A 23,434-nucleotide genomic window follows, 5' to 3' on the forward strand; every position below is an offset into this window, starting at 1 on the left:
CATCTCCTGCCGGCTCATTGCGGCTTGTTGGCGCCCGGCAGCGGCTGCCAGGTGAGGCGAGTCACCTGGGTGCCCTGCACCTCACACTTGAGGCAGAGATCCTGCCAGCCCTGGTCCTGGCGCAGGGAAACCTCCCCCTCCAGCCCCTGCTCGCTCACCTTGATCTTCGGGGGCTCGACCTGCACCTTGTCGCCCTTGGCCAGGGTCATCAGCTTGCCACTGCACAGCCACTGGGTCAGTTCGGCCCCCTTCAGCTTGACGCCCTTGGCGGCCTTCTGCTCCGCCGGGCTCGGCACAAACAGCTGGCTCAGCTCGGCGGCCCGCTTGGTGAGCCACTCCTGACGCTGCTGCATGCTCATCTTGCTGACAAACTCGGCTGGCTGGCCCTTGTCGTCCAGCCACTGGGTCAGGCTGCCCTTGTCGTCGAAGGCAAACTGGGCCGCAGGCTCTTTCACCCCGAACAGCTGGCCACCCTTGAAGTAGTAACGGCTCTCCCCCTCCAGCTTGCCCTGCTCATTCATGATGGGCACGGCGATGATGACGGGCTTGCCGTCGATCCAGGCCTTGATGTCCACCCCGTCGTGACTGAACAGGCGGGTGTCGAGGGCATTCTGTGCCCCCTTTTCCATCAGGGTGAACTGCTCGGCCAGGGTGGCGGCCAGCGAAGGCAGGGAACAGAGTCCCAGGGTCAGAGCGATCAGGGTATTGCGCATAAGTGTCCTGTGATGGGCCCGCGGGCCAGGATTAACTCTCTACCAACCAGGCCCGCAGCCCCTCCCGGTGCGTCTCGCTCAGGGGACGGGATTGGCGGGTCCGGTAGTCAAAATGGATCAGGGTCGTCTCGGCGGTGACGGCCAGCTCGCCGCCCTGCCAGGCCTCCTGCCAGGCCGTGAAGGAGCTGGTGCCGATACGGCGCACTCCGGTCTTGATCGATACCTGCTGACCGTAAAACAGCTCCCGTTTGAACTGCACCCCATAGCCCGCGATGATCAGATGCCAGTCATGCACATCCAGCTCGGGGGAGAAGAGACGGAACAGGGGATCCCTGGCCGATTCGAACCAGACCGCCGGCACAGTGTTGTTGATGTGGCCTAGGGCATCTGTCTCTTGAAAACGGGGTTGGATCTGCATTTCCAGCATGGCTATTCGACTCCTTGTCGTGGGACCGCGCACAGGCTAGCGCGCCAACCGCTACGACTCAAGCGTCCCGGCGTCCGGGTGGGAGCGAGCTCCGCTTTCCGGCTCCTGAGTCCCCTGTTCGGGTTTTAACCAGGCGCTGCGAAAATCGAACCAGCCGAGGGCCGTCATGCGCACCCCGTGCACGCCGACCCGGCTCTCCAGCTCCAGCCAGTGGTGAAACAGCGGCACAAACCAGTGCTGACGCTGCACCTCGGCCAGCAGGGCGCGCGGTCCCGGCTCGGCGCCGCCGGCGCGCCACTGCGTCAATCCCTGCCACAGGGCCGGCTGACGGCCCCAGACCCGCTGCAACAAAGGGGTGCCCAGCAACCAGGCATAGGGGGCGAACGCCTGCTCGTGTTCCAGGTTGAGGGTGCCGAGCCAGAGATCCACGTCCTCATCCTCCCCGCTCACCCAGCGGTCGTAATCCAGGGAGCGTACCTCCAGCCGGATGCCCTGCTCTGCCAACAGGCTGGCCATGGCACCGGCGCACTCGTTGAACTCCAGATGCTGGTTGAAGCAGGCCAGCACCAGCCGGGTCGGCAACTGCACCGGAGCCGGGTGCGGGGTCGGCAGGGGCTCGCGCCAGTGGGGCAGCAAGCCGAGGGCGCTGGTCCAGCCCCGTTGCAGCTCGGGGGCGACCCGCGCCATCAGGGCGATGGGGTTGAGCAGGGTCGCCAGCCACTGGCGCAGGGCCGGATCCTGCAGGACGGGGGATCTGTCGTCCTGCAGCAGGAAGTAGCAGCCAGACTCGAGCTCGGACTCACCCCGCATGGTGCCGAGCTCGGGGTTGTCATGGCCAAGCTGCAGGTGGCTCTCCAGCCGCTCCGCCAGCTCCGGCAACATCCAGATGTCGATCTCGTCGAGCAGGGCGCGCAGGCCGAAGTAGTCGTCGAAGGCACTGAGGCACAGGTGCAGAGGATCGTTGGTGGTCACCCGGTAGGGGCCCGTGCCCACGGGTTGCAGGGCAAAGCCCGGTTCCCCCTTCAGCTCCCGGGGCAGCACGGCCGCCACCGGTTCGGCCAGCAGGTGGAGCAGCCAGGGATCCGGGCTGTCGAGATGCAAGTCCAGGGTTCGTGGCCAGGGGCTCTCCAGCCGCACGAGATGGGCGAACAGCGGCCGCTCGCGCAGGGCCAGCAGGCTCTCCATCACGTCCTCCACCCCCAGCTCGCGGCCGTGGTGAAAGCGCACCGCCGGCCGCAGATAGAAGCGCCAGTGGCAGGGGCCGAGCCGCTCCCAGTGGTGGGCGAGATCACCCTCGATTTCCCCATTTTCCTCATTTCGCCTAGTCAGGCCGTTGAAGATTTGGCGGCTCAGGTGGATTTCGGAGCGGCGCAAGGGATCCGTGGGCAGCAGCCGGGGCAGCGGGCGGTAGTAGGGCACCCGCAGGATCTGGCGCCCCGCCCGGGTGGCCTGGCCGAGCTGCTCGATGAGCAGCGGGGTGAGCAAGTCCAGCCGCCCCTCCGCCACCCGCACCGCCTGGGTCAGCAGCCCCTGTTGCAGCAGATCCCGCAGTCGGCGCCGGGTCAGGTTCTCCTGGTTGTCGAGCAGAGTCAGCCGGGAGCGGCGCCCCCGCCCCGCCTCGGCGGACCAGCTGAGCCAGCCCTGATCCTGCATGCGGCGCAGCAGCAGACGGGCGTTGCGCGGGGTGCAGCACAGCAATTCGGCCACCTCGGCGAGGCTGAGATCTCGCTCGTCGGCACCCAGCTGTTGGGCGAGTCGTTGAAATTGCTGATGGAGGCGACCGGTCGGCATAAAAGAGGAAATCCTTGGTAGAGAAGTCGTCAGTTTTTACTTCCTCATTTTAGCTCAATACTGTTGTCGAACATGAGCACAACCTCACAGGAGCACCATCATGAGCCAAGCATCTTCCCCCAAACCGAGCCAGATCCAGCAAACCCTGCGCCGTTACTTCCAGCGGATCCTGCCCCGCCCGTTGCCGTCAGTCGAGGATCCCATGGCCCAGCTCAACCGCCTGATGCAGTGGGACATGCACCAGATAGACGACAGGGAGTATCGCCGCCGCCTCTGATTGGGCCAGGACTCCGGGCAGGGAAGGGCGCCGCAGGATCACTGCAAGCCCCTGACAATGCTTTGCCGGATTGGGTGGTTTACATCGGTGTAGGGCCTGCTAGATTGGACGTCTATCCATCCATAATGGCGACGACGTCCAACAAGGAGTGTGTGATGAAAGATGCGACCCTGGCCCTGCACCACGGCTTTTCCCACGATCCCGCCACCAAGGCGGTGGCCGTGCCCATCTACCAGACGGTGGCCTACGAGTTCGACAGCGCCCAGCACGGGGCGGATCTGTTCAACCTGGCGGTGCCTGGCAACATCTACACCCGCATCATGAATCCCACCAACGACGTGCTGGAACAACGGATGGCCGCCCTCGAGGGGGGTATCGCCGGTCTGGTGGTCTCGGCGGGTTCCGCCGCCATCACCTACGCCATCCAGGCGCTGACCGCCGCCGGCGACAATATCGTCTCCACCCCCCAGCTCTATGGCGGCACCTACACATTGTTCGCCCACATGCTGCCGAGCTTCGGGGTCGAGGTGCGCTTCGCCGCGGATGATAGCGCCGAGGCCATCGCCGCCCTCATCGACGACAAGACCAAGGCGGTCTATTGCGAGAGCATCGGCAACCCGGCGGGCAACATCGTCGATCTTGCCGCCTTCGCCAAAGTCGCCCACGCCCGTGGCGTGCCGCTCATCGTCGACAACACTGTCGCCACCCCTGTGCTGTGCAAACCCATAGAACACGGCGCCGACATAGTGGTGCACAGCCTCACCAAATATGTCGGTGGCCACGGCAACTCCCTCGGTGGGGTCATCGTCGACTCGGGCAAGTTCCCCTGGGCGGATCACCCCGCGCGCTTCCCCCAGCTCACCAGCCCGGAGCCCTCCTACCACGGGGTGGTCTACACCGAGGCGTTTGGCGCTGCGGCCTTTATCGGCCGGGTGCGCACAGTGCCCCTGCGCAACACAGGGGCGGCGCTGGCCCCCATGAACGCCTTCCTGCTGCTGCAGGGGCTGGAGACTCTGAGCCTGCGCATGGAGCGCCACGTGGACAACGCCCTGCGGGTCGCCCATCACCTTAAAGGCCACCCCAAGGTGGCCTGGGTCAGCTATGCCGGTCTGCCGGGCCATCCCCACTACCCGCTGGCGGAGAAGTACATGGGCGGCCGCCCCTCGGCCATCCTCTCCTTCGGTCTGAAGGAAGGGTATGAGGCCGGGGTCCGCTTCTACGACGCCCTCAAGATCTTCAAGCGGCTGGTCAACATAGGCGACGCCAAGTCCCTGGCCTGCCACCCCGCCTCCACCACCCATCGCCAGCTGAGCGAGGAGGAGCAAGCCAGGGCCGGAGTCAAGCCGGAGATGATCCGGCTGTCGGTGGGGATCGAAGCCATCGAGGACATACTGGCGGATCTGGATCAGGCGCTGGAGGCCTGAGTCAGCACAGAGCGGGCATCTGCCCGCTCTTTTTTGCCTGCCGGTGAACCAGTCACCACGCCAGCACGTATCAGCCGCTTCCGCCACCCATCGAGGTTCCCATGATAGTCCTGCACCACCTGAACAAGTCCCGCTCCCAACGCATCATCTGGCTGCTCGAAGAGCTGGGCCTGCCCTACCAGATCAAGGCCTACCAGCGCGATGCCACCAGCTTCCTGGCGCCCCCCGAGCTCAAGGCCATCCACCCCCTCGGCAAGTCACCCGTCATCGAGTTCGACGGCCGGGTGCTGGCGGAGTCCGGCGCCATCACCGAGTACCTGATCGCCCGCCACGCCCCGGAGCGGCTGGCGCCAGCCACCGACAGCCCCGACTACCCCGAGTACCTGCAATGGATCCACTTCGCCGAAAGCTCCGGCATCTTGCCGCTGCTGCTGGACATGTTCGTGCGCAAGGATGGCAGCCCGATGCGCTTCCTGCCGGGTTACACCAAGGCGGAGTGCGCCAAGGTACTGGGCTATCTCAATGAGGTGCTGGCCAGCCGCCACTATCTGGTGGGGGATCGCCTCTCCGGCGCCGACATCATGAACTCCTTCCTGGTGGATCTGCTGGCCCAGATCGGTCAGCTGGCCCAGTTCCCGCACCTTAAGAGCTACTGGGAACGCCTTAATACCCATCCGGCCCGCCAGAAGGCGGCCGCCCTGGAGCGCGAGCTGGATCAGAGCGCCTGATCGACTGCCCGTGCCCTGGAATGCAAAACGCCCCGACAATCGGGGCGTTTTGCGTTCAGGCCAGATCCTGAAGATCACAGCGCGTGGGAGAGGATCCTGGCGACCTTGTCCGGATCTATGTCCTGCTGCTCCCCGAGCGAAGTTAGGCCGAAGCGCTTGAGGTTGGAGCACAGAACGCAGGGATCACAGCGCGTGGGAGAGGATCCTGGCGACCTTGTCCGGATCTATGTCCTGCTGCTCCCCGAGCGAAGTCAGGCCGAAGCGCTTGAGGTTGGAGCAGATCGCCGGGATGCTGCTCTCCGTCAGGCCATAGTCGACGAGGCGGGTGCCCACCCCCATCTGCTGGAAGAACTGCTCGGTGCGGATAATCGCCTCCTCGATGCGCAGCGCCCTGTCCTCCCGGTTGGAGTGCCAGACCCGCTCGGCAAACTGGGCCAGCTTCTCCTGCTTCTGGGCGGCCTGCTCCCGCAGCAAGGAGGGCAGCACCACCGCCAGGCTCTGGGCATGATCCAGCCCATAGAGGGCGGTCAGCTGATGGCCGATGGCGTGGGTAGACCAGTCCTGGGGCACCCCACGGCCGATGAGGCCGTTGAGCGCCAGGCTGGCGGCCCACATCAGGTTGGCCCGCACCTGATAGTTGGTGGGCTCCTTCAGCGCCCTGGGCCCGTTGTCCACCAGCACCTGCAGCAAGCCTTCCGCCAGCCTGTCCTGCACCTCGCCACCCACCGGGAAGGTGAGGTACTGCTCGATGATGTGGACGAAGGCATCCACCACCCCATTGCCAATCTGGCGCGTCGGCAGGCTGTAAGTGGTGGTGGGATCCAGCACCGCAAATTGCGGCAGCACCTGCGGGCTCATGAAGGAGAGCTTGGCATCCCCCCGGCTCACCACGGCGGCGGGATTGCTCTCGGAGCCGGTGGCGGGCAGGGTCAGCACGCAGCCAAGGGGCAGCGCCGCCTTGACCGGCGTCTTGTGCAGCAACAGGTCCCAGGGATCCTCCCCCTCGAAACAGGCGGCGGCGGCCACGAACTTGGTGCCATCCACCACAGAGCCACCGCCGACCGCCAGCAGGAAGTCGATGCGCTCGCGCTTCACCAGGGCGACCGCCTCCATCAACTGACTGTACTGGGGGTTGGCACCTATGCCGGAGAACTCCTGCCAATCCAGGCCAGCCAGGGCGTCACACAGCTGCTGATAGACCCCGTTTGTCTTGATGCTGCCACCGCCGTAGAGCACCAGCAGGCGACTGCCGCTCGGGATAAGCTCCGGCAGGCTGGCTATCTGGCCCTCCCCGAAACAGATGCGGGTGGGATTGGCATATTGGAAGTTGTACACGGCAGAGCCCTCGGTTGAATGCATGCAGAAGGATTGTGCGCCCGCACTCGCGGGAGGTCAAAAAACGGGAGCGGGCTACCAAAATGGGGTGGTCAGGCATTCGGTATGAGGTTCTCGGGTGTGACTTTGCTATGGTGTCACTGGGAGGAGGCGGCACAGCCCCTCCCCATCATCATGGCGCCAACGCCGTTTCGCCATCGAGGCGCCTCTGACGAGGTGCCATCTCCCAGCCACAGGGTCTCAATTATGAAACTGAAACACGCATGGATCGCCGGTCTGCTCAGCCTCTCCCCCACCGCCCTGGTGTACGCCGCCGAGGTGGCCACCAATGTGGCGATCGCCCCCGGCCAGGCCAGCCTGGCGGAAGAGGTGACAGCCAAGGCGACCATCACCGCCATCGACACCGCGACCCGCAAGGTCAGCCTGAAGAATGCCGAAGGCCAGGTCTTCGATATCGTCGCCGGCGACGAGGTGACCGATCTGCAGAACCTCAAGGTGGGGGACGAGGTGGCGCTGCGCTACCTGCAACTGCTGGATCTGGAGCTGCTCAAGGGCACCGCCGGGGTGAGAAAACGGGTGGTGGAGGTCGAGGGGACCAAGGCCGCCGCGGGGGATAAACCCGCTGCCGGGGCCGGCATGCAGGTGACCATCTATGCGGACGTCATCGACGTCGACAAGGCGCAGCAGAGCATCAGGGTCAAGGGCGTGGACAAGACCCTCACCCTCAAGGTGAAGGATCCGGCGCAGTTCGCCCTGATCGCCAAGGGGGATCAGATCAAGGCGGTCCAGACCACCGCCATCGGCATCGGAATAGTGCCGGAACAGAAATAAGGCCCTCGCCCTTCAACATCCACAGGGAGGGCCAGCCCTCCCTGCTTCGTCCCCCTGCCTTGCCACTCTCTCGCCAGCCCCAGGGGCAATCCCTTGCCTCCATGACGTTCAAGATTGCCGTTTGGGCCTGACTCGCGGCGCTAGGCGATCTTCTCTTCCGATTTCTTGCCGGTGAGCTTGTCCATGGCCGCCTTGAGCATGGCGTCGCGCTGCTCGGTCAGGGCCTTGGTCTGCTGCTCCCGCTCCTCGCTCGACAACTGTTTGTTGTCGGCCACGCTCTTGATCTGACTCTCGAGATCGTCAAATTTCTTGCGATCGAAGCCCAGCGCCTTGTCCACCAGCTGCTGCACCAGCGCATTATTGGCGCCGCCACTCTGGCTCGCGCTCTTGCCGCTCCTGGCCAGATGTTCGTAAGTCAGCACCTGCTGCGCCTTGCCGGTCAGCACCTGGCTGGAGAGGCTGACCTGCTGATCCCAGCCGCCGCCCTGCTGGCTATCGTCGCCGCTGAGGGTCGCCAGGGCACGGCTATAGGATGCACTCTGGGCGAGTTGCTGGGTGTAGGGTTTGATATCCATGGGGACTCCAAGCTGCCGGCCGAGCCGGAAATCGGGGACAGACTCCCCGCCATGGTCAGGGCTCAGCAAGTAGCAGGCCAACTTGTCAGCACACTCCCGCCGACTTCCCCATCATTATTCTGCCTCTGCACCCAGCAACCACAGATGCCACCAACCATCTTTTCTTTTGCCGAACTAAACACAGGAATGAACGGTAGATCACAAAATAAACAACCATGGAGGCATACCATGCCAGCGCACAATCTGGTCAGGACGCAGTATTGTGGATGATATGTTTGAAATATCAATAACATGCAGACCCATTCTTCGGCATCAATGCAGTGCCGCACCCGGCCTGCGGCGATCCGCCTCTCATCCCCTCCCCTGACTCACACTCACCTCACAGCTTCAGGCACAATAATGAAAAAACACACCTTGAGTCTCCTCTCCGCTACCCTGCTCAGCCTGCTTGGCACCAGTGCCGACGCCTGCACCGGCCTCATCGTCGGCAAGGGCGCCAGCGCGGATGGCAGCATCATGATCGCCAGAAACGAAGACTTCGGCATCAACAACTGGAACAAGTACCTCGCCTTCCACCCGGCCCAGCAGAACGAGGGCAAGCTATGGAAACTGGGCAATGGCCTGGAGGTACCCATGCCCAAGGCCTTCCTCGCCTACTCCTCCATCCGTGACTGGGATGCCGCCACCAGCGATCCCGCCGGCAAGTATTACGAGGAGCGCGGCATCAACGAGTACAACGTCGCCCTCTCCGCCACCACCAGTGCCGAGGTCAACGACAAGGCCCAGAAAGCGGATCCGCTGATCGAAAAAGGGATCATAGAAGCCATCATCCCCACCCTGATCCTGCCCCAGGCCAAGAGCGCGAAAGAGGGGGTCGAGCTGCTCGGCCACTATGTGGAGACCCATGGCGCCGGGGAGGGCAATAGCCTCTATCTGGCGGACGTGAACGAGGCCTGGTTGATGGAGATAGGCTCTGGCCACCACTGGATAGCGGTGCGGGTGCCGGACGACAGCTACGCCATGGTCGCCAACGGCCTGCGCATCCACGGGGTGAACCTGGACGACAGCCAGGTGTTGCACTCCCCCAAGCTGCTGGAGTTCGTGCGCGAGCACAAGCTGCTGGATAACGCCGATCCCAAGAACTTCAACTTCGCCAAGGCGTTCGGGGTGATCGCCGATCCTTACAACGTGGACCGGGAATGGCTCGGCCAGCAACTGCTGAGCGCCTCCCACCAGCAGCCCACCCGTCAGGCGCAGTATCCGCTGTTCATGAAGCCGGATGCCCCCATCACGGTGCCGGACGTGACCAAACTGCTCCGCGCCACCTATGATGGCACGGCGCTGGCGGGCAAGGCGGAGCGGCCGATCCGCATCGACCGCCAGCTCGAGTCCCACATCATCCAGCTGCGCAAGGAGATGCCCAAGGAGTTGCAGGGCCTCATCTGGCAGAGCTACGGCGTGCTGGCCGAGTCGGTGATGGTGCCGCTCTACCACAGCCTGGAAACCTATCCCCTGCCCTATCGCAGCGGCAGTGACAGCTACTCGGATGATTCCGCCTACTGGCAGTTCCGCAGCCTGACCGCGCTCGCCAACACCAACCCGGACAAGTACCTGCCGCTGCTGCGCGGCGTCTGGGGCAAGCAGAGCGAGAAGTTCTACAAGGAGGTGGCGGTGCTGGACAAGACCCTCAAGCAGACCTACGCCAGCGACAAGGCCACGGCGCTGCAACTGGCGGCCGACTACTCCTACGGCCAGCTGGAGCAGAACTATCAGCTGGCCAAAGAGTTGCGCTACAAGCTGATGACTGATCTCACCAAGAGCACCGAGAAGAAATACTCGGAGGAGGAGTTCAAGAAGATCATGAGCCTGTAGGGCGCATCAAAACAAAGAGGCCCCCCAGGGGTGCCTCTTCTCGTTTCAGCAGGGCGCCACACTCAGCGACGGCTGATATTGAGCGGGCCGAAGGTCTGGGCCACCGGCATGATCTCGATGCTGTTGATGTTGACGTGGGCGGGCTGCTGGCTGACCCAGAGCACTGTGTTGGCGATGTCTTCCGGCTGGATCGCCTGCACCCCCTGATAGACGGTGGCCGCCTTGGCGTCGTCCCCGTGGAAGCGCACGTTGGAAAACTCGGTGCCGCCGCACAGGCCCGGCTCCAGGTTGGTGACGCGCACCGCGCTGCCCGCCAGATCGGCGCGCAGGTTCAGGCTGAACTGCTTCACGAACGCCTTGGTGGCGCCGTAGACGTTGCCGCCCGGATAGGGGTAGGTGCCGGCGATGGAACCAATGTTGATCACGTGGCCGCGATTACGTTCGACCATGCCCGGCAGCAGCAGGCGGGTGAGCAGGGTCAGGCCGCTGATGTTGGTAGCTATCATCTGCTCCCAGTCTTCCAGATCCGCCTTGTGGGCGGGCTCGAGCCCGAGCGCCAGGCCGGCGTTGTTGACCAGCAGATCCACCTGCTGCCAGGCAGCCGGCAGGCCCTCGATGGCGGCCTTGGTGGCGGCCTTGTCCTGCACGTCGAACACCAGCGGCAGGAAGCCGGCGCCCAGCTCCTCGGCCAGGGCGGCCAGCCGCTCGGCGCGTCGACCCGTGCCTATCACCCGGTAGCCCGCGCTCACCAGCAGGCGACTGATCGCCTCACCGAAGCCGGACGAGGCGCCCGTTACCATTGCTATCATCTGAACCTCCATTATCTGAATCACTGTTGTTATCTATCTTGTTGAAACGAATAGTATTCACTCATGATCCTGCGCCCTCATCCTGCGCTGGATGAAGATCAACAGGTGCAGCCCGAACAGGCCGCTGCCACCGAGAGCGAACAGCAAACCGGTAAGGGCATTGACCGAGACATCGGCACCCGCGCACCACCAGGCCAACCAGCCGAGCGCTCCTATGAGCAGGCTCTGACCAGCGCAGGCAGGACAACGCCCCAACTTGGCCCGGATGGCGGTGGCGAGGCAGTCATCACAACTCATGCCGCCTCCTCAATGTCGAGGCTGCGCGGCTCATGCTGACCCCGAAGGCGGTGGCGAGACAGTCATCACAGCTCATGCCGGCTCCTCGATGTCGAGGCAGCGCGGCTCATGCTGACCCCGAAGGCGGTGGCGAGACAGTCATCACAGCTCATGCCGGCTCCTCGATGTCGAGGCAGCGCGGCTCATGCTGACCCCGAAGGCGGTGGCGAGACAGTCATCACAACTCATGCCGGCTCCTCGATGTCGAGGCTGCGCGGCTCATGCTGACCCCGAAGGCGGTGGCGAGGCAGTCATCACAGCTCATGCCGCCCCCTGTTCACCGGATCCCAGCGGCAGCACCAGACGGTGCGCATGCTGGCCCGGCCCATAGTAGTCGGGCAGCCTGAGCTGGGCACGAAAGCCCAGCCCCCGGTAGAGCGCGAGGGCCTCGGCGTTGGCATCGGCCACCTCGAGTCGGATGGCGCCCCAGCCGGCCGCCCTGCCCTCCGAAATGACCTGCTCCAGCAGGCGGCGGGCCCAGCCCTGGCGGCGCACCGTCCAGCGGATGGCGAGGGTCTGGATCACCAGTCGATCCCAGCCCCTGTGCTCCAGCACGCTGAGATAGCCCAGCAGCTGTTCCTTGTCGTCTTGCAGCAGCAGGGTGCGGCCCTTGGCCTGATTCAGCAGATAGTGCCAGCGGCTGCGGCCGAAGGCGACTTCGGGGGGAAAACAGTAGCGCTCAAGCCTGACGATGGCGCCCACATCATCGGCTCGGGCCGTGCGCACGGTCAACACGGGGTGTCCTCGTTCGGTTATTTATCCTCAGCACCAACAATGCGACTTGTATCACAGGTTACCAAGGCAGAATATTAGGCACTGTAACCTCTTGTTTCCCCTCGCGCCATTGTCGTGCTTGTCGGTGCATCGAAGCCCACTGGGGATACTGCCGTCCTGGCAGTCTGATCCGTGGAGCCAACAATATGAGTACCTATGTCATCGTCGAGGAGCCAGGCGACTGGCCCTGCCATGCCGATTATCTGCTGACCGCCCGCACCTACCTGCAGCACGGCCTGCCCACCACGGGGGGGCGGCCCCGCATCATCAACCTGTGCCGCTCGCTGGAGCACCTGAGCGCCGGTTATTACTGCTCCCTGCTGGCCCAGGCCCGCAGCCACCACTGCCTGCCGGGCTTGCAGGCCATCAGCGTGCTGCAACCCCAGCAGCCGCCCGCCAAGCTGTGGCGCAAGCTGCAGGGCTGGCTGGCCCGCCAGAGCGAGGACAGGATCCGGGTGCGCGCCATCTTCGGCCAGTGCGAGCAGAGCGAGCTGGCGGGGCTGGCCCGCTACTACTACGGCCTGAGCCAGCTGCCGCTGCAAGAGTTGACCCTCAAGCGCGGCCGCCACGGCTGGTCGGTGCGCCGGCAGCAGAGCCTCTCCCCGCAGGATCTGAGCCCACGCGAGCGGGAGCTGATGCTGCAACACGCCCAAGCGCTGGTCGGCGCGGGGGACGAGGAGCAGGCCGCCCCCCTCTATCAGCTCGCCATCCTAGTGGATCCCGATGACGGCCGCGCCAGCAGCGATGCCCTGGCCCTGACACGCTTCATCGAGGCCGCCGCCGCCCAGGGGATCCGGGCCGAGATCCTGGCACCGTCCGCCATCGAGCGGCTGCCGGAGTTCGACAGCCTCTGGCTGCGCGCCGAGACGGCGGTCGGCCACTACACCTTCGAGTTCGCCCGCCGCGCCGAGCAGCTCAAGATGCCGGTCATCGACAGCTCCCGCGCCATCCTCGCCTGCAGCAACAAGCTCTATCTCTACGAGCTGATGGTGCGCAGCGGCGTGCCCATGCCGCCGACCATGGTGGTGACCCGCCGCGGCCGCCACCAGGTGGACGAGCTGGTGCAGCGGCTCGGCCTGCCGCTGATGGTGAAGGTGCCCGACGGCGCCCAAGGCCGGGATCTCGCCATGGCCGGCGACGAGCAGCAGCTCGCCCGCCTGCTGGACGAGGGACTGGGCCGCTCCGCCCTGCTGCTGGTGCAGAGCCGGATCCCCGCCGAATTCGACTGGCGCATCGGCTTTCTCGACGGCTCGCCGCTGTTCGCCTGCCGCCGCTTCCGGCCTGAGCCCGGCAACCGGATCCGCCGCCGCAAGCACCCCCTCGACATGAGCCGGATCGAGGCGCTGCCGCTCAACGAGGTGCCGGAGAGGGTGCTGCAGACAGCCCGCCGCGCCGTCCATCAGCTCGGCAACGGCCTGTTCGGGGTGGACCTGCGCCAGCAGGGACAGGGCTGCGTGCTGCTGGAAATCATCGACAATCCCTGGATACGTGGCGATATTGAAGACAGGGAGGCGAAGGACCTCTACGAGCGCCTGGCCAGGGCCTTCCGGCAACGGCTGGAGAACCGGGGACAGGGCGCGGCAGGATAACAAGCAGGATCGGCAGAGGTGGGTATGATGACAACGCAGTGGTGGGACATAGCGCCCCTTGGCTGGAACAACATTCTGGCCTGTCTGGTGTGTGGCGGTCTGGTCGGGCTGGAGCGTCAGTTGCACGGCAAGCCGGTCGGCATTCGCACCTCCTCCCTCATCGTGCTCGGCACTTACTGCTTTCTCGCCATCGGCGCCGCCGTCAGCCCGCAGTCTGCGGATCAGGCGCGGGTGCTGGGTCAGCTCATCACCGGCATCGGCTTCCTCGGTGCCGGGGTCATGATGACCCGGGATGGTCAGGTGCTGGGGGTGACCTCGGCCGCCACCATCTGGATGCTGGCCGCCCTCGGGGCCCTGATCGGCATGGGAATGCTGCACCAGGCCGTGCTGCTCACCGGCGTGACCCTGGGGATCCTGGTGGGGGTTCACTACCTGGAGACCAGCTTCAAGAGCCTGCGCCGTGGCGTGCACAATCGGCTGGAGCACTGGCGCAACGGCAACGAGCGCGGCGTGCAGGCCCGCCCCCGTCAGGAGGAGCTCGGTGGCGGCCTCGAGAAGTGACCCTACCGCCAGCTGGCAACAAAAAGGGCTCCTGCGGGAGCCCTTTTGCTGTTTGCCGTCTTATTGCAGCAGCAGGAAGCGGCCGGTGAGGGGCGGCAGATCTACCGTCAGGCTGCTGCCCCCCATGGCCAGGCGCTCGCCGCTCTGCAGATCCACCAGGGCGCTGCCGCTGCGCAGCTTGGCCAGAGGCAGGCTGTAGCTCTGGGGCGTGGTGGAGACGTTGAGCAGGTAGACCACTTGCTCGGCCGCCGTCTGCTTGATGTCGCCATAGACACTGCCATCGGCCACCAGCTTGACTCGCTCCCCCTGATAGAGAGCGGGATGGGCGGCGCGCAAGGCCAGCAGCTCGCTGAGCCACTGCTTGAGCTCGGCCTGCTCGCCGCTCGGGGTGAAGCCGGTGACACCGGGCACCTTGCCGTCGCTGCGGGCCACGTGATCGTCGCACAATCCCTGGGCCGCACAGTTATCGGTCACCTGCTTGGCGAAGCCCGGCACCTCGTCCCCGAACTCCTCGCCGTAATAGAGGGTGATGGGACCGGAGCGGGCCGCCAGGAAGCTGAAGGCCGCCTTGTGGCGCTGCCAGTAATCCGCCGGGTTGAAGTTGCCGCGCTGGACCAGATCGCCGAAGCGCACCAGATCGTGGTTGCCCAGCATCAGGTTCGGCATGGCGTGGTTGGGGTAGTTTTCCAGCTTGTTCCAGCTGGCATCAAGCACGCTGGCCCCCTGCCCGCCCTTGCCGGACTCCTCCACCGCCAGCGCCTGCATCAGGCCGTAGCGCAGCGGGAAGTCGAACGCCGAGGGCAGCGCTGGGTTGTCGCTCGGGCCATAGGCCTCGTTGCGGATGTCGTCCGCCCCCTTCCACACCTCACCCACCAGGTAGCCGAGCGTGCCCCACTGCTGGCCTGCCGCCTTGCGCGCCGCGCTCGCCTGCTCCACCTCGGTGCGAATGGCGCGCCACTCGTCCAGCCCGAGTTGATAGGCCTGATCCAGCCGCCAGCCGTCGATGCCGTACTGCTCGACCCAGTAGCGTGCCACCTCCTTGAAGTAGGCGAGGCTCTCCGGCTTGCCGTAGTCCACCAGCTGGCCGGGGTAGCCGGCGCCGCCGCTCTTGAGGGCGGGCAGCCGTCCCTCGGGCGACGGCTTGCTCACCCCCACCTTGTTGACGTGGCCGAATACCCCGTCGAGGAACACATAGAGGCCGCGTTTGTGCGCCTCATCCACCAGGGTCTTGAGCCTGGCGTTGCTGCCGAAGTTGGGGTCGACGTTGAAGAAGTCGCAGGCGAAGTAGCCGGTGGCATCCAGCCTGTCGTCCCCGGCCTGGCCGGCGCAGGAGTCGAACACCGGGGTCAGCCAGATGGCGTTGACGTTGAGGCTCTTGATGTGATCCAGGCTGTCGATGATCCCCTGCAGATCGCCGTTGTGCTGGGAGGGACCATAGCCGACGCCGTAGTTGGCGGCGCCATCGCCGTCGACGAAGGACTCCACCATCAGCTGATAGGTTCGCAGGTTGCAGGCGGGCTGATCGGCGCCATAGCAGGCGCGGCTGGCCGTCGTCACCGGTGGCTGAGTGACCGGCGGATTGACCACAGGGGGCTGGGGCTCGGTGCTGGATCCACCACCCCCGCTGCCGCAGGCCGACAAGAACAAGGCAGCCCCGAGCAGGCCACCGTAGCGCAACGTTCCCTGTTTCATTGTTATCTTCCCGCTGTGGAGGTACAGGCGCAGGGTGCGCCTTACTGGGGTCATGATAACCAGCGGAAAAAAACGGGTCTGTGACTGAAAACGTTATCTGGCTCAGTGGGTTAGCCAGCCATTCTCAGTGTGGATTGCGCTCGTTGAAGGCGCTGCGCTCGTCGACGGCCTTGATCAGGTGATAGACCTCCTGGGCGGCCAGCATGCAGCCTCCCGGCCATTCCAGCTGATGGCGACGATTGATGAAGACCCGGGCGAAGCGACGCTCCGAGTCGATGGCGGCAAACAGCGGTTGATCCCGCCAAGGGGCCAGATCCAGCGCCCCCGTGGTGCCATCCGAGAGCACCACGAACAGGCACCACCCCTGCAAATACTCGACATCGAGAAAGACCGGCATGATAGCGGCTCCGATTGAGAGACTCCCGCGCCATTATAGGCACGCCCCCTTCCCCGCTTTGCAGTGGGGATCACACTTCTTCCAGCCGTTTATCTCGTACTGGTCCGAGGACTCCGTCACAATGAGGCCATTGCAGCGGCGGTGTCTGCGTCTTTTTCCTGTCCCGTACGCAACCTTTTCCAGGCCCCATGGTCATATCCCTGCAACATAAAAAAATGCCCGAGGACGGGCATAAAAAATCAGGTTTTTATCAGGAAAAACAATGACAAAAATAAGGAATTGGCTGGGTCCATTTTGGCCCATTGCCATCTTTTCGGTGATCGCGCTACTCAGCCTCACCGCCAGCCGGGCAGCCCTCGGACTCTGGCAACAGGAGCGCGTCGACGCCGTCGCCGGCTGGTCACAGATGCTGCTGCAGGGATTGCGCATCGACGTCGCCACCCTCTGCTGGCTGTGGGGCGTCCCCGCGGTCTTCACCCTGCTGCTGGCAGGCCCTCACGCCCTCGGCCGGGCCTGGCTCATGCTGATCCGGGTCTGGCTGACCCTGGGGCTCTGGCTGATGCTGTTCCTGGAGATCTCTACCCCCTCCTTCGTCACCGAATACGGGGTGCGCCCCAACCGCCTCTACATCGAATACCTCATCTACCCGAAAGAGGTGCTCGCCATGCTGTGGGCCGGTCGCAAGGGCGAACTGCTGCTGGCCCTGGTGTTCAGCACTGCGGTGCTGGGCGGCGGCTGGTGGCTCAGCGGCCGTTTGATGCGCGGACTCAGCTTCCCCCGCTGGTACCTGAGGCCCGTCTTCGCCCTGCTGATCCTGGCCATCGGTTTCCTCGGCGCCCGCTCCAGCCTGGGGCACAGAGCCCTCAACCCCGCCATGGTGGCCTTTGCCAGCGATCCCCTGATCAATGCCCTGGTGGTCAACTCCTCCTACTCCCTGTTCTTCGCCATCAAGCAGATGGGGGCCGAGGAGCACGCCGGGGAGTTCTATGGTGAGTTGCCAAGGGAGCGGATCCTGGCACTGGTGCGCCAGGAGAGCGGCCGCCCCGACCAGGACTTCAGCTCGGAGGCCTTGCCGAGCCAGACCTTCAACGAGGCCAGCTACGGCGGCAAGCCGAAGAACCTGGTGATCCTGCTGCAGGAGAGCCTGGGGGCCCAGTTCGTCGGCTCCCTCGGTGGCCTGCCACTCACCCCCCACATAGATGCGCTGTCGAAGGAGGGTTGGACCTTCAACCAGCTCTATGCCACCGGCACCCGCTCGGTGCGCGGCATCGAGGCCGTGCTGACCGGCTTCACCCCGACCCCGGCCCAGGCCGTGGTCAAGCTCGGCAAGAGCCAGACCAACTTTTTCACCATCGCGGACCTGCTGAAGCAACGGGGCTACAGCACCAGCTTCATCTACGGCGGCGAGAGCCACTTCGACAACATGCGCAGCTTCTTCCTCGGCAACGGCTTCAGCCACATCGTCGAGCAGAAGGACTTCGAGAACCCGGTGTTCGAAGGCTCCTGGGGCGCCTCGGACGAGGATCTGATGGCCAAGGCGGACGAGACCTTCCGGGCCCTGAGCAAGGAGGGCAAGCCCTTCTTCAGCCTGGTGTTCAGCTCCAGCAACCACGATCCGTTCGAATTCCCGGACGATCGCATCGCCCTCTACGAGCAGCCCAAGCAGACCCGCAACAACGCCGCCAAGTATGCGGATTACGCCGTCGGTGAATTCTTCAAGAAGGCCCGCCAATCGGACTATTGGAAAGACACTCTGTTCCTGGTCATCGCCGATCACGACAGCCGGGTCGGCGGTGCCAGCCTGGTACCCATCCCCCGCTTCCACATCCCCGGCGTCATCGTCGGCGAGGGGATAAAACCCCGCCAGGACGAGCGCGTCGTGAGCCAGATAGACATGGCGCCGACCCTGCTCTCCCTGATGGGGATCAGCGCCGACTACCCCATGCTGGGCAAGGATCTGACCCGGATGCCGGACGACTGGCCGGGACGCGCCATCATGCAGTACGACAAGAACTTCGCCCTGATGCGGGGCAAGGACGTGGTGATACTGCAGCCGGAGCGGCCAGCGGAGGGTTATATCTACGATGCCGTCCGCCAGCAGTTGCGCCCGACCCCCCAGCCGGACGAGATAAAGGAGATGGCGCTGGGACTGGTGCTCTGGGGCAGCCTCGCCTACCAGCAGGGGCTCTACCAGACGGCGTCTGACAGTCGAATCGTGCTGAACTGATGAGATTTAACAGACAAAAAAACCGCCGAATGGCGGTTTTTTTCTTGTCTATGCTGCTTAAGGCTGAGTGAAGCAGGGCAAGGAGCGGCTGAACCTGTGCTCGAACACCAGGGAGGTCTCGAGGTGCACCACCTCTTCGCGCGAGGTGAAGTGATCGAACACGAAGTTGCGCAGGTGCTCGGTGTCGGCGACGCAGAGGTGCACCAGAAAATCGTCCTTGCCCCCCATGTGGAACAGGCTGATCACCTCGGGCAGGGCCAGGATGGCATCGCGGAACGCATCGATGATCTGACGGCTGTGGCGCGCCAGCTGCAGGGAGACCATGGCCTGGATGTGGCCGCCCAGCGCCTGATAATCCACCTCGCAGTGCGCTCCCTTGAGCACCCCGTCCTGTTGCAGCTTGCGTACCCGCTCCAGGCAGGTGGATGGCGCCACCCCGACCAGGGCCGCCAGATCCTTGTTGGTCATGCCCGCATCGCGAAACAGATGGGCCAGGATATCCAAGTCCAGTTGATCCAGGTTTCTCATCTCTACTCCTTGCTCGCTCAATTTTTTTAGACTCTGCCCGTAAACCGGGCCGAACACAACGCAGATTGACATCCTGAGCCGGGCCTCTATGCTCTGCCCCGCTCAGGTACGGCGCCAATGAGCTCATTTGACACCAAACAGGCCCCCCCACAAGGATCCCCATGCACCCTTCTCACCCCTTCTGGAGCCTGGAGGTCCCCCGCCTCGACGGGCAGTTGCTGCTCACCCCCTGCCCCGGCACCCAGCACGTGCCCATGCCGCACGCTCTCAGCCAGTTGCAACTGGCCGGTGCCCACGCCCTGATCACCCTGATGACGGGTGACGAGCTGGCCGCGTGCGCGCTGACACGGCTTGGCAAGCAGGTGGAGGCCAGGGGCATGGGCTGGTTTCATCTGCCCATCCTGGACGACGAGGCCCCCGATGCCGATTTCGAGCTAGCCTGGCAGCAGGCGTTGCCGCAGCTGATCGCGCTACTGCGGGACGGCAAGCAGCTGGCCATTCACTGCCGTGGGGGAAGCGGTCGCACCGGGCTGGTCGCCGCCCTCCTGCTGATGACGCTGGGTCAGCCACAGCGGGAGGCCATGGCCGCCATCCGGGCCCGTCGGCCCAACGCCTTCACCCTGGCTTGCCACCGCCACTGGCTGGATAGCCAGGCGGCGCGGCTGCAGGCCGACTAAGAGGGAGCCTTGGGCTGCGGGTAAGCGAACACCTTGCCGATGCCCTCCAGCCCACTGTCAGTGAGTTGGCTCGATGACATCTATGCCTTGGGCTGCTCGTAGGTGAACACCTTGCCGATGTCCTCCACCCAACTGCTAGTGAGCTGTCCCGATGGCACCTATGCCTTGGGCTGCTCGTAGGTGAACACCTTGCCGATGTCCTCCACCCAACTGCTAGTGAGCTGTCCCGATGGCACCTATGCCTTGGGTTGCTCGTAGGTGAACACCTTGCCGATGTCTTCCAACCGGTAGCTGGTGAGCTGGTAGACGTAGTAGTTGAGCCAGTTGGAGAACAGCAGATGGCCATGACTGCGCCAGCTGGCCCGCGGCGTCTGGCCGGGATCGTTGTCCGGGTAGTAGTTGACCGGGATGACGGGGGTGAGCCCGGCCGCCAGATCCCGCTGATATTCGCCATCCAGGGTCAGGGCATCGTATTCCGGATGGCCGGTGACGAACACCTGACGACAATCCTTGGTCGCCGCCAGATAGACCCCGGCTTCCTCTGACTCCGCGAAGATCTGCAGATCGGTGTGGGCGCGGATGAGATCCCCGTCGAACGCCGCATAGCGGGAGTGGGGGGCGACGAACTCGTCGTCGAAACCCCGCAGCAGCGCCTCGTGCTCATCGAGGCGATGGTGGCGATAGACCCCTGACAGCTTCTCGCCGTGGGTCTGTTTCTCCATGCCATACAAGGCCTTGAGCGCCGCCTGCACGGCCCAGCACAGGAACAGGGTCGAGGTCACATGCTGATGGGACCACTCGATGATCTCGACGATACGCGGCCAGTAGACCACCTCTTCGAACTCCACCAGCCCGAGTGGCGCCCCCGTGATGATCATGCCGTCGTAGTTGTTGCCACGCACCTGCTCGAAGTCGTGATAGAAGTTCTCCAGGTGCGCCTGGGGCGTGTTCTTCGACTCCCGATCGTCGATGCGCAGCAGATCCACGTCCACCTGCAGCGGCGAGTTGGAGAGCATCCGCATCAGCTGGATCTCGGTCTCGATCTTCTTGGGCATCAGGTTGAGGATGAGCACCCGCAGCGGGCGGATGTTCTGGGTGACGGCCCGGGATTCCGTCATCACGAAGATGTTCTCCTGCCCCAGCACTTCGGCGGCGGGCAACTGGTCCGGGATCTTGATCGGCATGCTGACTCCCTGTACTGCATCGGTAAATATGTCTGGACATCTAGAAGCCTATAATAAAGCGCCCAGCCTGTCATCAGTTACCTGCGCATTCGTCCTCCCTCGACGACACTGACAACAAGGGCGCCTTTTGGCGCCCTTGTTGTTACTTGTTTTTGTTCTTGTTGTGGCCTTTGCCAGGGTTGTTGTCCCCATGCACGCTGCTGTTTTCCTTGTTCTTGTTCTTGTTCTTGTTCTTGTTCTTGCCTTTGCCGTCGCACTCCTCATTGCTCATCTTGACGTTGCCTATCTCGACCGTCGAGCAGTTCTCATCGTGCTTGTCTTTCCACTCATCGACGTCATCGCCGTCTACGTTGATGCGCACATCGTTGGAGTTGATCTGCAAGCCAGCCCAGGCGGGGGTGCCTACCAGCAGGGCCAGCAACAAGGCTGCGTGTTTCATGGTCATGACCTTCTTTTTGAACAATTGAACAATTGGTGAGCATTTTACCCCACCTCTGTCATGGAACGTGACTGTTGCCACCGGAATACATGCCCACGCTTAAGCCAGGGTTCACCCTTGTTGCGCCTTGGTTAACAACGAGAGGCTCACCGTGCTGCCAGGACGGAGGGGATGTCGCCAGCGGCCGATGGATATTGCTACAATTGCAACCCCATCGGCGCCTGCCGCCACCCCGTTTCAAGGAGTTTGCATGCGTATCGAGATCATCAGCACCGGTGATGAGATAGTGACCGGCCTGGTGGTGGACACCAATGCCGCCTGGCTCAGCGCCCTGTTGCTGGAGCAGGGCTGGCAGGTGCGCCGCCGGCTCACAGTCGGGGACAACCTCGCGGATCTGAAAGCCGTGCTGCAGGAGAGCGCCGGGCGCGCCGAGGTGGTGCTGGTGTGCGGCGGCCTGGGCCCCACCGCCGACGATCTCACCGCCCTGGCGGCGGCCGAGGCATTTGCCCAGCCGCTGACCCTGTTCCCGGACTGGCTCGCCACTATCGAAGCGCGCTACGCCAGCCGGGGCCGCCCCATGCCCCAGAGCAATGCCAAGCAGGCCTGGCTGCCCCGGGAGTGCGAGATCCTCGACAACCCGGTCGGCACCGCCTGCGGCTTCCTGGTCCATTATTCGGCCAGCCACGGCCAGAGCCAGCTGTTCTTCACCCCGGGCGTGCCGTTCGAATTCAAGCAGATGGTGCGCGAGCAGATCCTGCCACGCCTGAAACGGCTGGCGGGGGATCAGACCGACACCGAGCTGCGCCGCTTCTACAGCTTCGGCATCTCGGAGTCGGCCCTCTCCGACAAGCTGGACGCCACCCCCTGGCCGAGCGGCATCGAGCTCGGCTATCGCTCCTCCATGCCGCTCATCGAGCTGAAACTCATCGGCCATGGGGCGGGCGCTGCCGATATGGAGGCCGCCGAAAGTCGACTGCTGGGGGAGATTTCACCCTGGCTGGTGGGACGGGGAGAGGAGGATCCGGCGCGCCAGATCCTGGCCCTGCTGGGGGATCGCAACCTGACTCTTCGGGAGGGAGAGAGTCGGGGCGCCCTGCTCGGTTTTTGCCACGAGCATCCCCATCTTGAGGCGCACTTCGATGGGCGGCTCCCGAATGAGCTGGCGCAGTTAACCGGCACGGACACAGGGCTGAGCCTGACCATAGGCAGTGCGGGAGCGGACGGGGTGCCGCTGCTGCTGTGCACCGATGGCAAGGGGATTGGTCAGACCCTCAAGGTCAGCCACCCGGATCCACAGAGCGGTCGCAAGATCCTCGCCTTCGCCGCCCTCGACATGCTGCGCCGCCACCTGCTGGGGCTGCCGGTGATCGCCGACTACCTCACCCTCCCCAGAAGCGCGCAGCGCCACAGCTAGGCTCCTCATCCCCGCCCTTCTCCCGCGAGGGGAGAAGGGCGCCGAGCGCCACCTCGGCCGAGCGCCGCCCGACCAACCCGGTGAGCCCCCGCGTTGGGTCGCGCGCAGCCAAACCCGATAGGCGGGATATCCCCGCGATCAGAGCGCCGTCAGGCGGGCGAGCGCACTGAAGGCCGTCCCGCCATGCACCCAGTAACCGGCCAGCGCCAGGGTCAGTAGACAGAACGCCGTCTCGTAGCCACTGCCGCTCTTGAGCGGCAGCCAGGGCAGGCGATAACGCCGGCGCAGCGGCCAGAACAGCGGAATGCCCGCCGGGGTGAGCCAGTCCCCGAGCAGATGGCTCAGGTAGCCGATGATGAGCGCATCCTTCACCACCGCCGACAGCGTGCCGGGGGCCTGGAACTGCGCCAGCCCCCAGACCGCGATGCCGACCGCCAGCAGGCTATGGGTGAAGCCACGGTGACCGAACAGGCGGGAGAGCGGCCCCGAGATCCAGGGCAGGCGCCGGCCGAGCAGGGAGTTGGGGTGGTCGAGATCCGGCAGCAGGGCGCTGGCCAGGGCGACGGGCACCAGCTGCCAGAGGCTGGCATCGGCCAGGGCCGGGGTGAGCTGCAGTTGATGGGCAAGCAGGGTGCAGGTAACGGAAAACAGCAGGTGGCCTTGGGCGGTCATGGATGGGTTCGATGAAGCAAGAGATGGACGGATGCGGTACTGGCCCGGCGAGTACCGGGCGGCAGATTAGAATCCCTCCCACCGTAATGAGCAAGACGAATGTTGCTCAAACCTCACTTTCACAGTCATTTATTCCACCAAATGCCCGTGTCACACATCAAT

The 23,434-nt window shown here is 64.4% G+C and carries 24 protein-coding genes; 10 read left to right on the forward strand and 14 right to left on the reverse strand.

Annotation, left to right across the window (positions count from 1 at the left end; genetic code table 11):
* Nucleotides 1-14 precede the first annotated feature (14 nt).
* From LG30_RS0114740 to sgrR, 3 genes are read right to left on the reverse strand one after another with little or no spacing between them, the layout of a single operon-like run.
* The gene (locus LG30_RS0114740) at nt 15-713 is read right to left on the reverse strand and encodes a hypothetical protein (RefSeq protein WP_033131453.1); all 699 of its coding nucleotides are present in this window, start codon (nt 711-713) and stop codon (nt 15-17) included.
* Nucleotides 714-744: 31 nt separating this feature from the next.
* Nucleotides 745-1,140 (reverse strand): acyl-CoA thioesterase, encoded by a 396-nt coding sequence (locus LG30_RS0114745; protein WP_033131454.1) that lies wholly within the window; start codon nt 1,138-1,140, stop codon nt 745-747.
* Nucleotides 1,141-1,191: 51 nt separating this feature from the next.
* A complete protein-coding gene (gene sgrR / locus LG30_RS0114750) occupies nt 1,192-2,931 on the reverse strand; it encodes an HTH-type transcriptional regulator SgrR (protein ID WP_033131455.1) in 1,740 nt (579 codons plus the stop codon).
* Between the two features lie 100 nt (nt 2,932-3,031).
* On the opposite strand from sgrR, the gene LG30_RS22555 reads away from it, so the two are divergent.
* The 3 genes from LG30_RS22555 to LG30_RS0114760 all read left to right on the forward strand — a co-directional run bounded on the left by LG30_RS22555 (nt 3,032) and on the right by LG30_RS0114760 (nt 5,360).
* Nucleotides 3,032-3,208: a hypothetical protein gene (locus LG30_RS22555; RefSeq protein ID WP_152599308.1), complete on the forward strand. Its 177-nt coding sequence runs from the start codon at nt 3,032-3,034 to the stop codon at nt 3,206-3,208.
* Between the two features lie 155 nt (nt 3,209-3,363).
* A complete protein-coding gene (locus tag LG30_RS0114755; RefSeq protein WP_033131456.1) occupies nt 3,364-4,632 on the forward strand; it encodes an O-acetylhomoserine aminocarboxypropyltransferase/cysteine synthase family protein in 1,269 nt (422 codons plus the stop codon).
* A 101-nt stretch (nt 4,633-4,733) separates the two neighbouring features.
* Nucleotides 4,734-5,360 carry a glutathione S-transferase family protein gene (locus LG30_RS0114760; protein WP_033131457.1) on the forward strand — a complete coding sequence of 209 codons (627 nt, stop codon included), beginning with the start codon at nt 4,734-4,736 and terminating at the stop codon, nt 5,358-5,360.
* 183 nt (nt 5,361-5,543) lie between these two features.
* Here the strand turns inward: LG30_RS0114760 and LG30_RS0114765 are convergent, their stop codons facing one another.
* Nucleotides 5,544-6,719: an iron-containing alcohol dehydrogenase gene (locus LG30_RS0114765; RefSeq protein WP_033131458.1), complete on the reverse strand. Its 1,176-nt coding sequence runs from the start codon at nt 6,717-6,719 to the stop codon at nt 5,544-5,546.
* Between the two features lie 222 nt (nt 6,720-6,941).
* Between LG30_RS0114765 and LG30_RS0114770 the strand changes: the two genes are divergently transcribed.
* Nucleotides 6,942-7,526 carry a hypothetical protein gene (locus LG30_RS0114770; protein ID WP_033131459.1) on the forward strand — a complete coding sequence of 195 codons (585 nt, stop codon included), beginning with the start codon at nt 6,942-6,944 and terminating at the stop codon, nt 7,524-7,526.
* A gap of 140 nt (nt 7,527-7,666) precedes the next feature.
* On the opposite strand, the gene LG30_RS0114775 is transcribed toward LG30_RS0114770, so the two are convergent.
* Nucleotides 7,667-8,101: a hypothetical protein gene (locus LG30_RS0114775; RefSeq protein ID WP_033131460.1), complete on the reverse strand. Its 435-nt coding sequence runs from the start codon at nt 8,099-8,101 to the stop codon at nt 7,667-7,669.
* Between the two features lie 399 nt (nt 8,102-8,500).
* Here LG30_RS0114775 and LG30_RS0114780 point away from each other — a divergent pair, with 399 nt between their 5' ends.
* On the forward strand, nt 8,501-9,973 hold the full coding sequence (locus tag LG30_RS0114780) for a C69 family dipeptidase (protein ID WP_033131461.1): 1,473 nt from the start codon (nt 8,501-8,503) through the stop codon (nt 9,971-9,973).
* 62 nt (nt 9,974-10,035) lie between these two features.
* On the opposite strand, the gene LG30_RS0114785 is transcribed toward LG30_RS0114780, so the two are convergent.
* From LG30_RS0114785 to LG30_RS0114795, 3 genes are all read right to left on the reverse strand, one after another.
* Entirely contained in the window at nt 10,036-10,782 is a 747-nt protein-coding gene (locus LG30_RS0114785) for an SDR family oxidoreductase (protein ID WP_033131462.1), read from the reverse strand.
* 57 nt (nt 10,783-10,839) lie between these two features.
* Nucleotides 10,840-11,079: a DUF3624 domain-containing protein gene (locus tag LG30_RS0114790; protein WP_033131463.1), complete on the reverse strand. Its 240-nt coding sequence runs from the start codon at nt 11,077-11,079 to the stop codon at nt 10,840-10,842.
* Between the two features lie 300 nt (nt 11,080-11,379).
* Complete coding sequence (locus LG30_RS0114795) at nt 11,380-11,853, reverse strand: GNAT family N-acetyltransferase (RefSeq protein WP_033131464.1); 474 nt, start codon at nt 11,851-11,853, stop codon at nt 11,380-11,382.
* Between the two features lie 185 nt (nt 11,854-12,038).
* Between LG30_RS0114795 and LG30_RS0114800 the strand changes: the two genes are divergently transcribed.
* Together LG30_RS0114800 and LG30_RS0114805 are read left to right on the forward strand one after the other, a co-directional pair.
* The gene (locus LG30_RS0114800; protein WP_033131465.1) at nt 12,039-13,481 is read left to right on the forward strand and encodes a RimK family protein; all 1,443 of its coding nucleotides are present in this window, start codon (nt 12,039-12,041) and stop codon (nt 13,479-13,481) included.
* A gap of 24 nt (nt 13,482-13,505) precedes the next feature.
* Nucleotides 13,506-14,042, forward strand: a complete 537-nt coding sequence (locus tag LG30_RS0114805) for an MgtC/SapB family protein (protein ID WP_033131466.1) — start codon at nt 13,506-13,508, stop codon at nt 14,040-14,042.
* Between the two features lie 60 nt (nt 14,043-14,102).
* Here the strand turns inward: LG30_RS0114805 and LG30_RS0114810 are convergent, their stop codons facing one another.
* Complete coding sequence (locus LG30_RS0114810) at nt 14,103-15,734, reverse strand: alpha-amylase family protein (RefSeq protein WP_033131467.1); 1,632 nt, start codon at nt 15,732-15,734, stop codon at nt 14,103-14,105.
* Nucleotides 15,735-15,858: 124 nt separating this feature from the next.
* Nucleotides 15,859-16,131, reverse strand: coding sequence for a DUF2442 domain-containing protein (locus LG30_RS0114815; RefSeq protein WP_033131468.1), 273 nt, complete (start codon nt 16,129-16,131; stop codon nt 15,859-15,861).
* Nucleotides 16,132-16,393: 262 nt separating this feature from the next.
* On the opposite strand from LG30_RS0114815, the gene LG30_RS0114820 reads away from it, so the two are divergent.
* Complete coding sequence (locus LG30_RS0114820) at nt 16,394-18,358, forward strand: LTA synthase family protein (RefSeq protein ID WP_033131469.1); 1,965 nt, start codon at nt 16,394-16,396, stop codon at nt 18,356-18,358.
* A 57-nt stretch (nt 18,359-18,415) separates the two neighbouring features.
* Here the strand turns inward: LG30_RS0114820 and LG30_RS0114825 are convergent, their stop codons facing one another.
* Nucleotides 18,416-18,886: an Lrp/AsnC family transcriptional regulator gene (locus tag LG30_RS0114825; RefSeq protein ID WP_033131470.1), complete on the reverse strand. Its 471-nt coding sequence runs from the start codon at nt 18,884-18,886 to the stop codon at nt 18,416-18,418.
* A gap of 161 nt (nt 18,887-19,047) precedes the next feature.
* Between LG30_RS0114825 and LG30_RS0114830 the strand changes: the two genes are divergently transcribed.
* On the forward strand, nt 19,048-19,563 hold the full coding sequence (locus LG30_RS0114830) for a phosphatase domain-containing protein (RefSeq protein ID WP_033131471.1): 516 nt from the start codon (nt 19,048-19,050) through the stop codon (nt 19,561-19,563).
* Between the two features lie 236 nt (nt 19,564-19,799).
* On the opposite strand, the gene metA is transcribed toward LG30_RS0114830, so the two are convergent.
* Both metA and LG30_RS0114840 read right to left on the reverse strand, forming a co-directional pair.
* Nucleotides 19,800-20,747, reverse strand: a complete 948-nt coding sequence (gene metA, locus LG30_RS0114835) for a homoserine O-acetyltransferase MetA (protein ID WP_033131472.1) — start codon at nt 20,745-20,747, stop codon at nt 19,800-19,802.
* 142 nt (nt 20,748-20,889) lie between these two features.
* On the reverse strand, nt 20,890-21,186 hold the full coding sequence (locus LG30_RS0114840; RefSeq protein WP_152599314.1) for a CG2 omega domain protein: 297 nt from the start codon (nt 21,184-21,186) through the stop codon (nt 20,890-20,892).
* A gap of 250 nt (nt 21,187-21,436) precedes the next feature.
* On the opposite strand from LG30_RS0114840, the gene LG30_RS0114845 reads away from it, so the two are divergent.
* Nucleotides 21,437-22,600 (forward strand): molybdopterin-binding protein, encoded by a 1,164-nt coding sequence (locus LG30_RS0114845; RefSeq protein WP_033131473.1) that lies wholly within the window; start codon nt 21,437-21,439, stop codon nt 22,598-22,600.
* Between the two features lie 138 nt (nt 22,601-22,738).
* On the opposite strand, the gene LG30_RS0114850 is transcribed toward LG30_RS0114845, so the two are convergent.
* Complete coding sequence (locus LG30_RS0114850) at nt 22,739-23,272, reverse strand: metal-dependent hydrolase (RefSeq protein WP_052101116.1); 534 nt, start codon at nt 23,270-23,272, stop codon at nt 22,739-22,741.
* Nucleotides 23,273-23,434 lie beyond the last annotated feature (162 nt).

The sequence above is a fragment of the Aeromonas aquatica genome, assembly GCF_000764655.1.
GTDB lineage: Bacteria > Pseudomonadota > Gammaproteobacteria > Enterobacterales > Aeromonadaceae > Aeromonas > Aeromonas aquatica.

Excerpts from the sequence above, each read along its gene's own strand:
- LG30_RS0114770 (WP_033131459.1), top strand. The coding sequence starts at position 6,942 with ATGAAACTGAAACACGCATGGATCGCCGGTCTGCTCAGCCTCTCCCCC.
- LG30_RS0114785 (WP_033131462.1), bottom strand. The coding sequence starts at position 10,782 with ATGATAGCAATGGTAACGGGCGCCTCGTCCGGCTTCGGTGAGGCGATC.
- LG30_RS0114800 (WP_033131465.1), top strand. The coding sequence starts at position 12,039 with ATGAGTACCTATGTCATCGTCGAGGAGCCAGGCGACTGGCCCTGCCAT.
- LG30_RS0114765 (WP_033131458.1), bottom strand. The coding sequence starts at position 6,719 with ATGCATTCAACCGAGGGCTCTGCCGTGTACAACTTCCAATATGCCAAT.
- metA (WP_033131472.1), bottom strand. The coding sequence starts at position 20,747 with ATGCCGATCAAGATCCCGGACCAGTTGCCCGCCGCCGAAGTGCTGGGG.
- LG30_RS0114740 (WP_033131453.1), bottom strand. The coding sequence starts at position 713 with ATGCGCAATACCCTGATCGCTCTGACCCTGGGACTCTGTTCCCTGCCT.
- LG30_RS0114830 (WP_033131471.1), top strand. The coding sequence starts at position 19,048 with ATGCACCCTTCTCACCCCTTCTGGAGCCTGGAGGTCCCCCGCCTCGAC.
- LG30_RS22555 (WP_152599308.1), top strand. The coding sequence starts at position 3,032 with ATGAGCCAAGCATCTTCCCCCAAACCGAGCCAGATCCAGCAAACCCTG.
- LG30_RS0114790 (WP_033131463.1), bottom strand. The coding sequence starts at position 11,079 with ATGAGTTGTGATGACTGCCTCGCCACCGCCATCCGGGCCAAGTTGGGG.
- LG30_RS0114745 (WP_033131454.1), bottom strand. The coding sequence starts at position 1,140 with ATGCTGGAAATGCAGATCCAACCCCGTTTTCAAGAGACAGATGCCCTA.
- LG30_RS0114755 (WP_033131456.1), top strand. The coding sequence starts at position 3,364 with ATGAAAGATGCGACCCTGGCCCTGCACCACGGCTTTTCCCACGATCCC.
- LG30_RS0114825 (WP_033131470.1), bottom strand. The coding sequence starts at position 18,886 with ATGAGAAACCTGGATCAACTGGACTTGGATATCCTGGCCCATCTGTTT.
- LG30_RS0114760 (WP_033131457.1), top strand. The coding sequence starts at position 4,734 with ATGATAGTCCTGCACCACCTGAACAAGTCCCGCTCCCAACGCATCATC.
- LG30_RS0114810 (WP_033131467.1), bottom strand. The coding sequence starts at position 15,734 with ATGAAACAGGGAACGTTGCGCTACGGTGGCCTGCTCGGGGCTGCCTTG.
- sgrR (WP_033131455.1), bottom strand. The coding sequence starts at position 2,931 with ATGCCGACCGGTCGCCTCCATCAGCAATTTCAACGACTCGCCCAACAG.
- LG30_RS0114850 (WP_052101116.1), bottom strand. The coding sequence starts at position 23,272 with ATGACCGCCCAAGGCCACCTGCTGTTTTCCGTTACCTGCACCCTGCTT.
- LG30_RS0114780 (WP_033131461.1), top strand. The coding sequence starts at position 8,501 with ATGAAAAAACACACCTTGAGTCTCCTCTCCGCTACCCTGCTCAGCCTG.
- LG30_RS0114840 (WP_152599314.1), bottom strand. The coding sequence starts at position 21,186 with ATGAAACACGCAGCCTTGTTGCTGGCCCTGCTGGTAGGCACCCCCGCC.
- LG30_RS0114845 (WP_033131473.1), top strand. The coding sequence starts at position 21,437 with ATGCGTATCGAGATCATCAGCACCGGTGATGAGATAGTGACCGGCCTG.
- LG30_RS0114775 (WP_033131460.1), bottom strand. The coding sequence starts at position 8,101 with ATGGATATCAAACCCTACACCCAGCAACTCGCCCAGAGTGCATCCTAT.
- LG30_RS0114820 (WP_033131469.1), top strand. The coding sequence starts at position 16,394 with ATGACAAAAATAAGGAATTGGCTGGGTCCATTTTGGCCCATTGCCATC.
- LG30_RS0114805 (WP_033131466.1), top strand. The coding sequence starts at position 13,506 with ATGATGACAACGCAGTGGTGGGACATAGCGCCCCTTGGCTGGAACAAC.
- LG30_RS0114815 (WP_033131468.1), bottom strand. The coding sequence starts at position 16,131 with ATGCCGGTCTTTCTCGATGTCGAGTATTTGCAGGGGTGGTGCCTGTTC.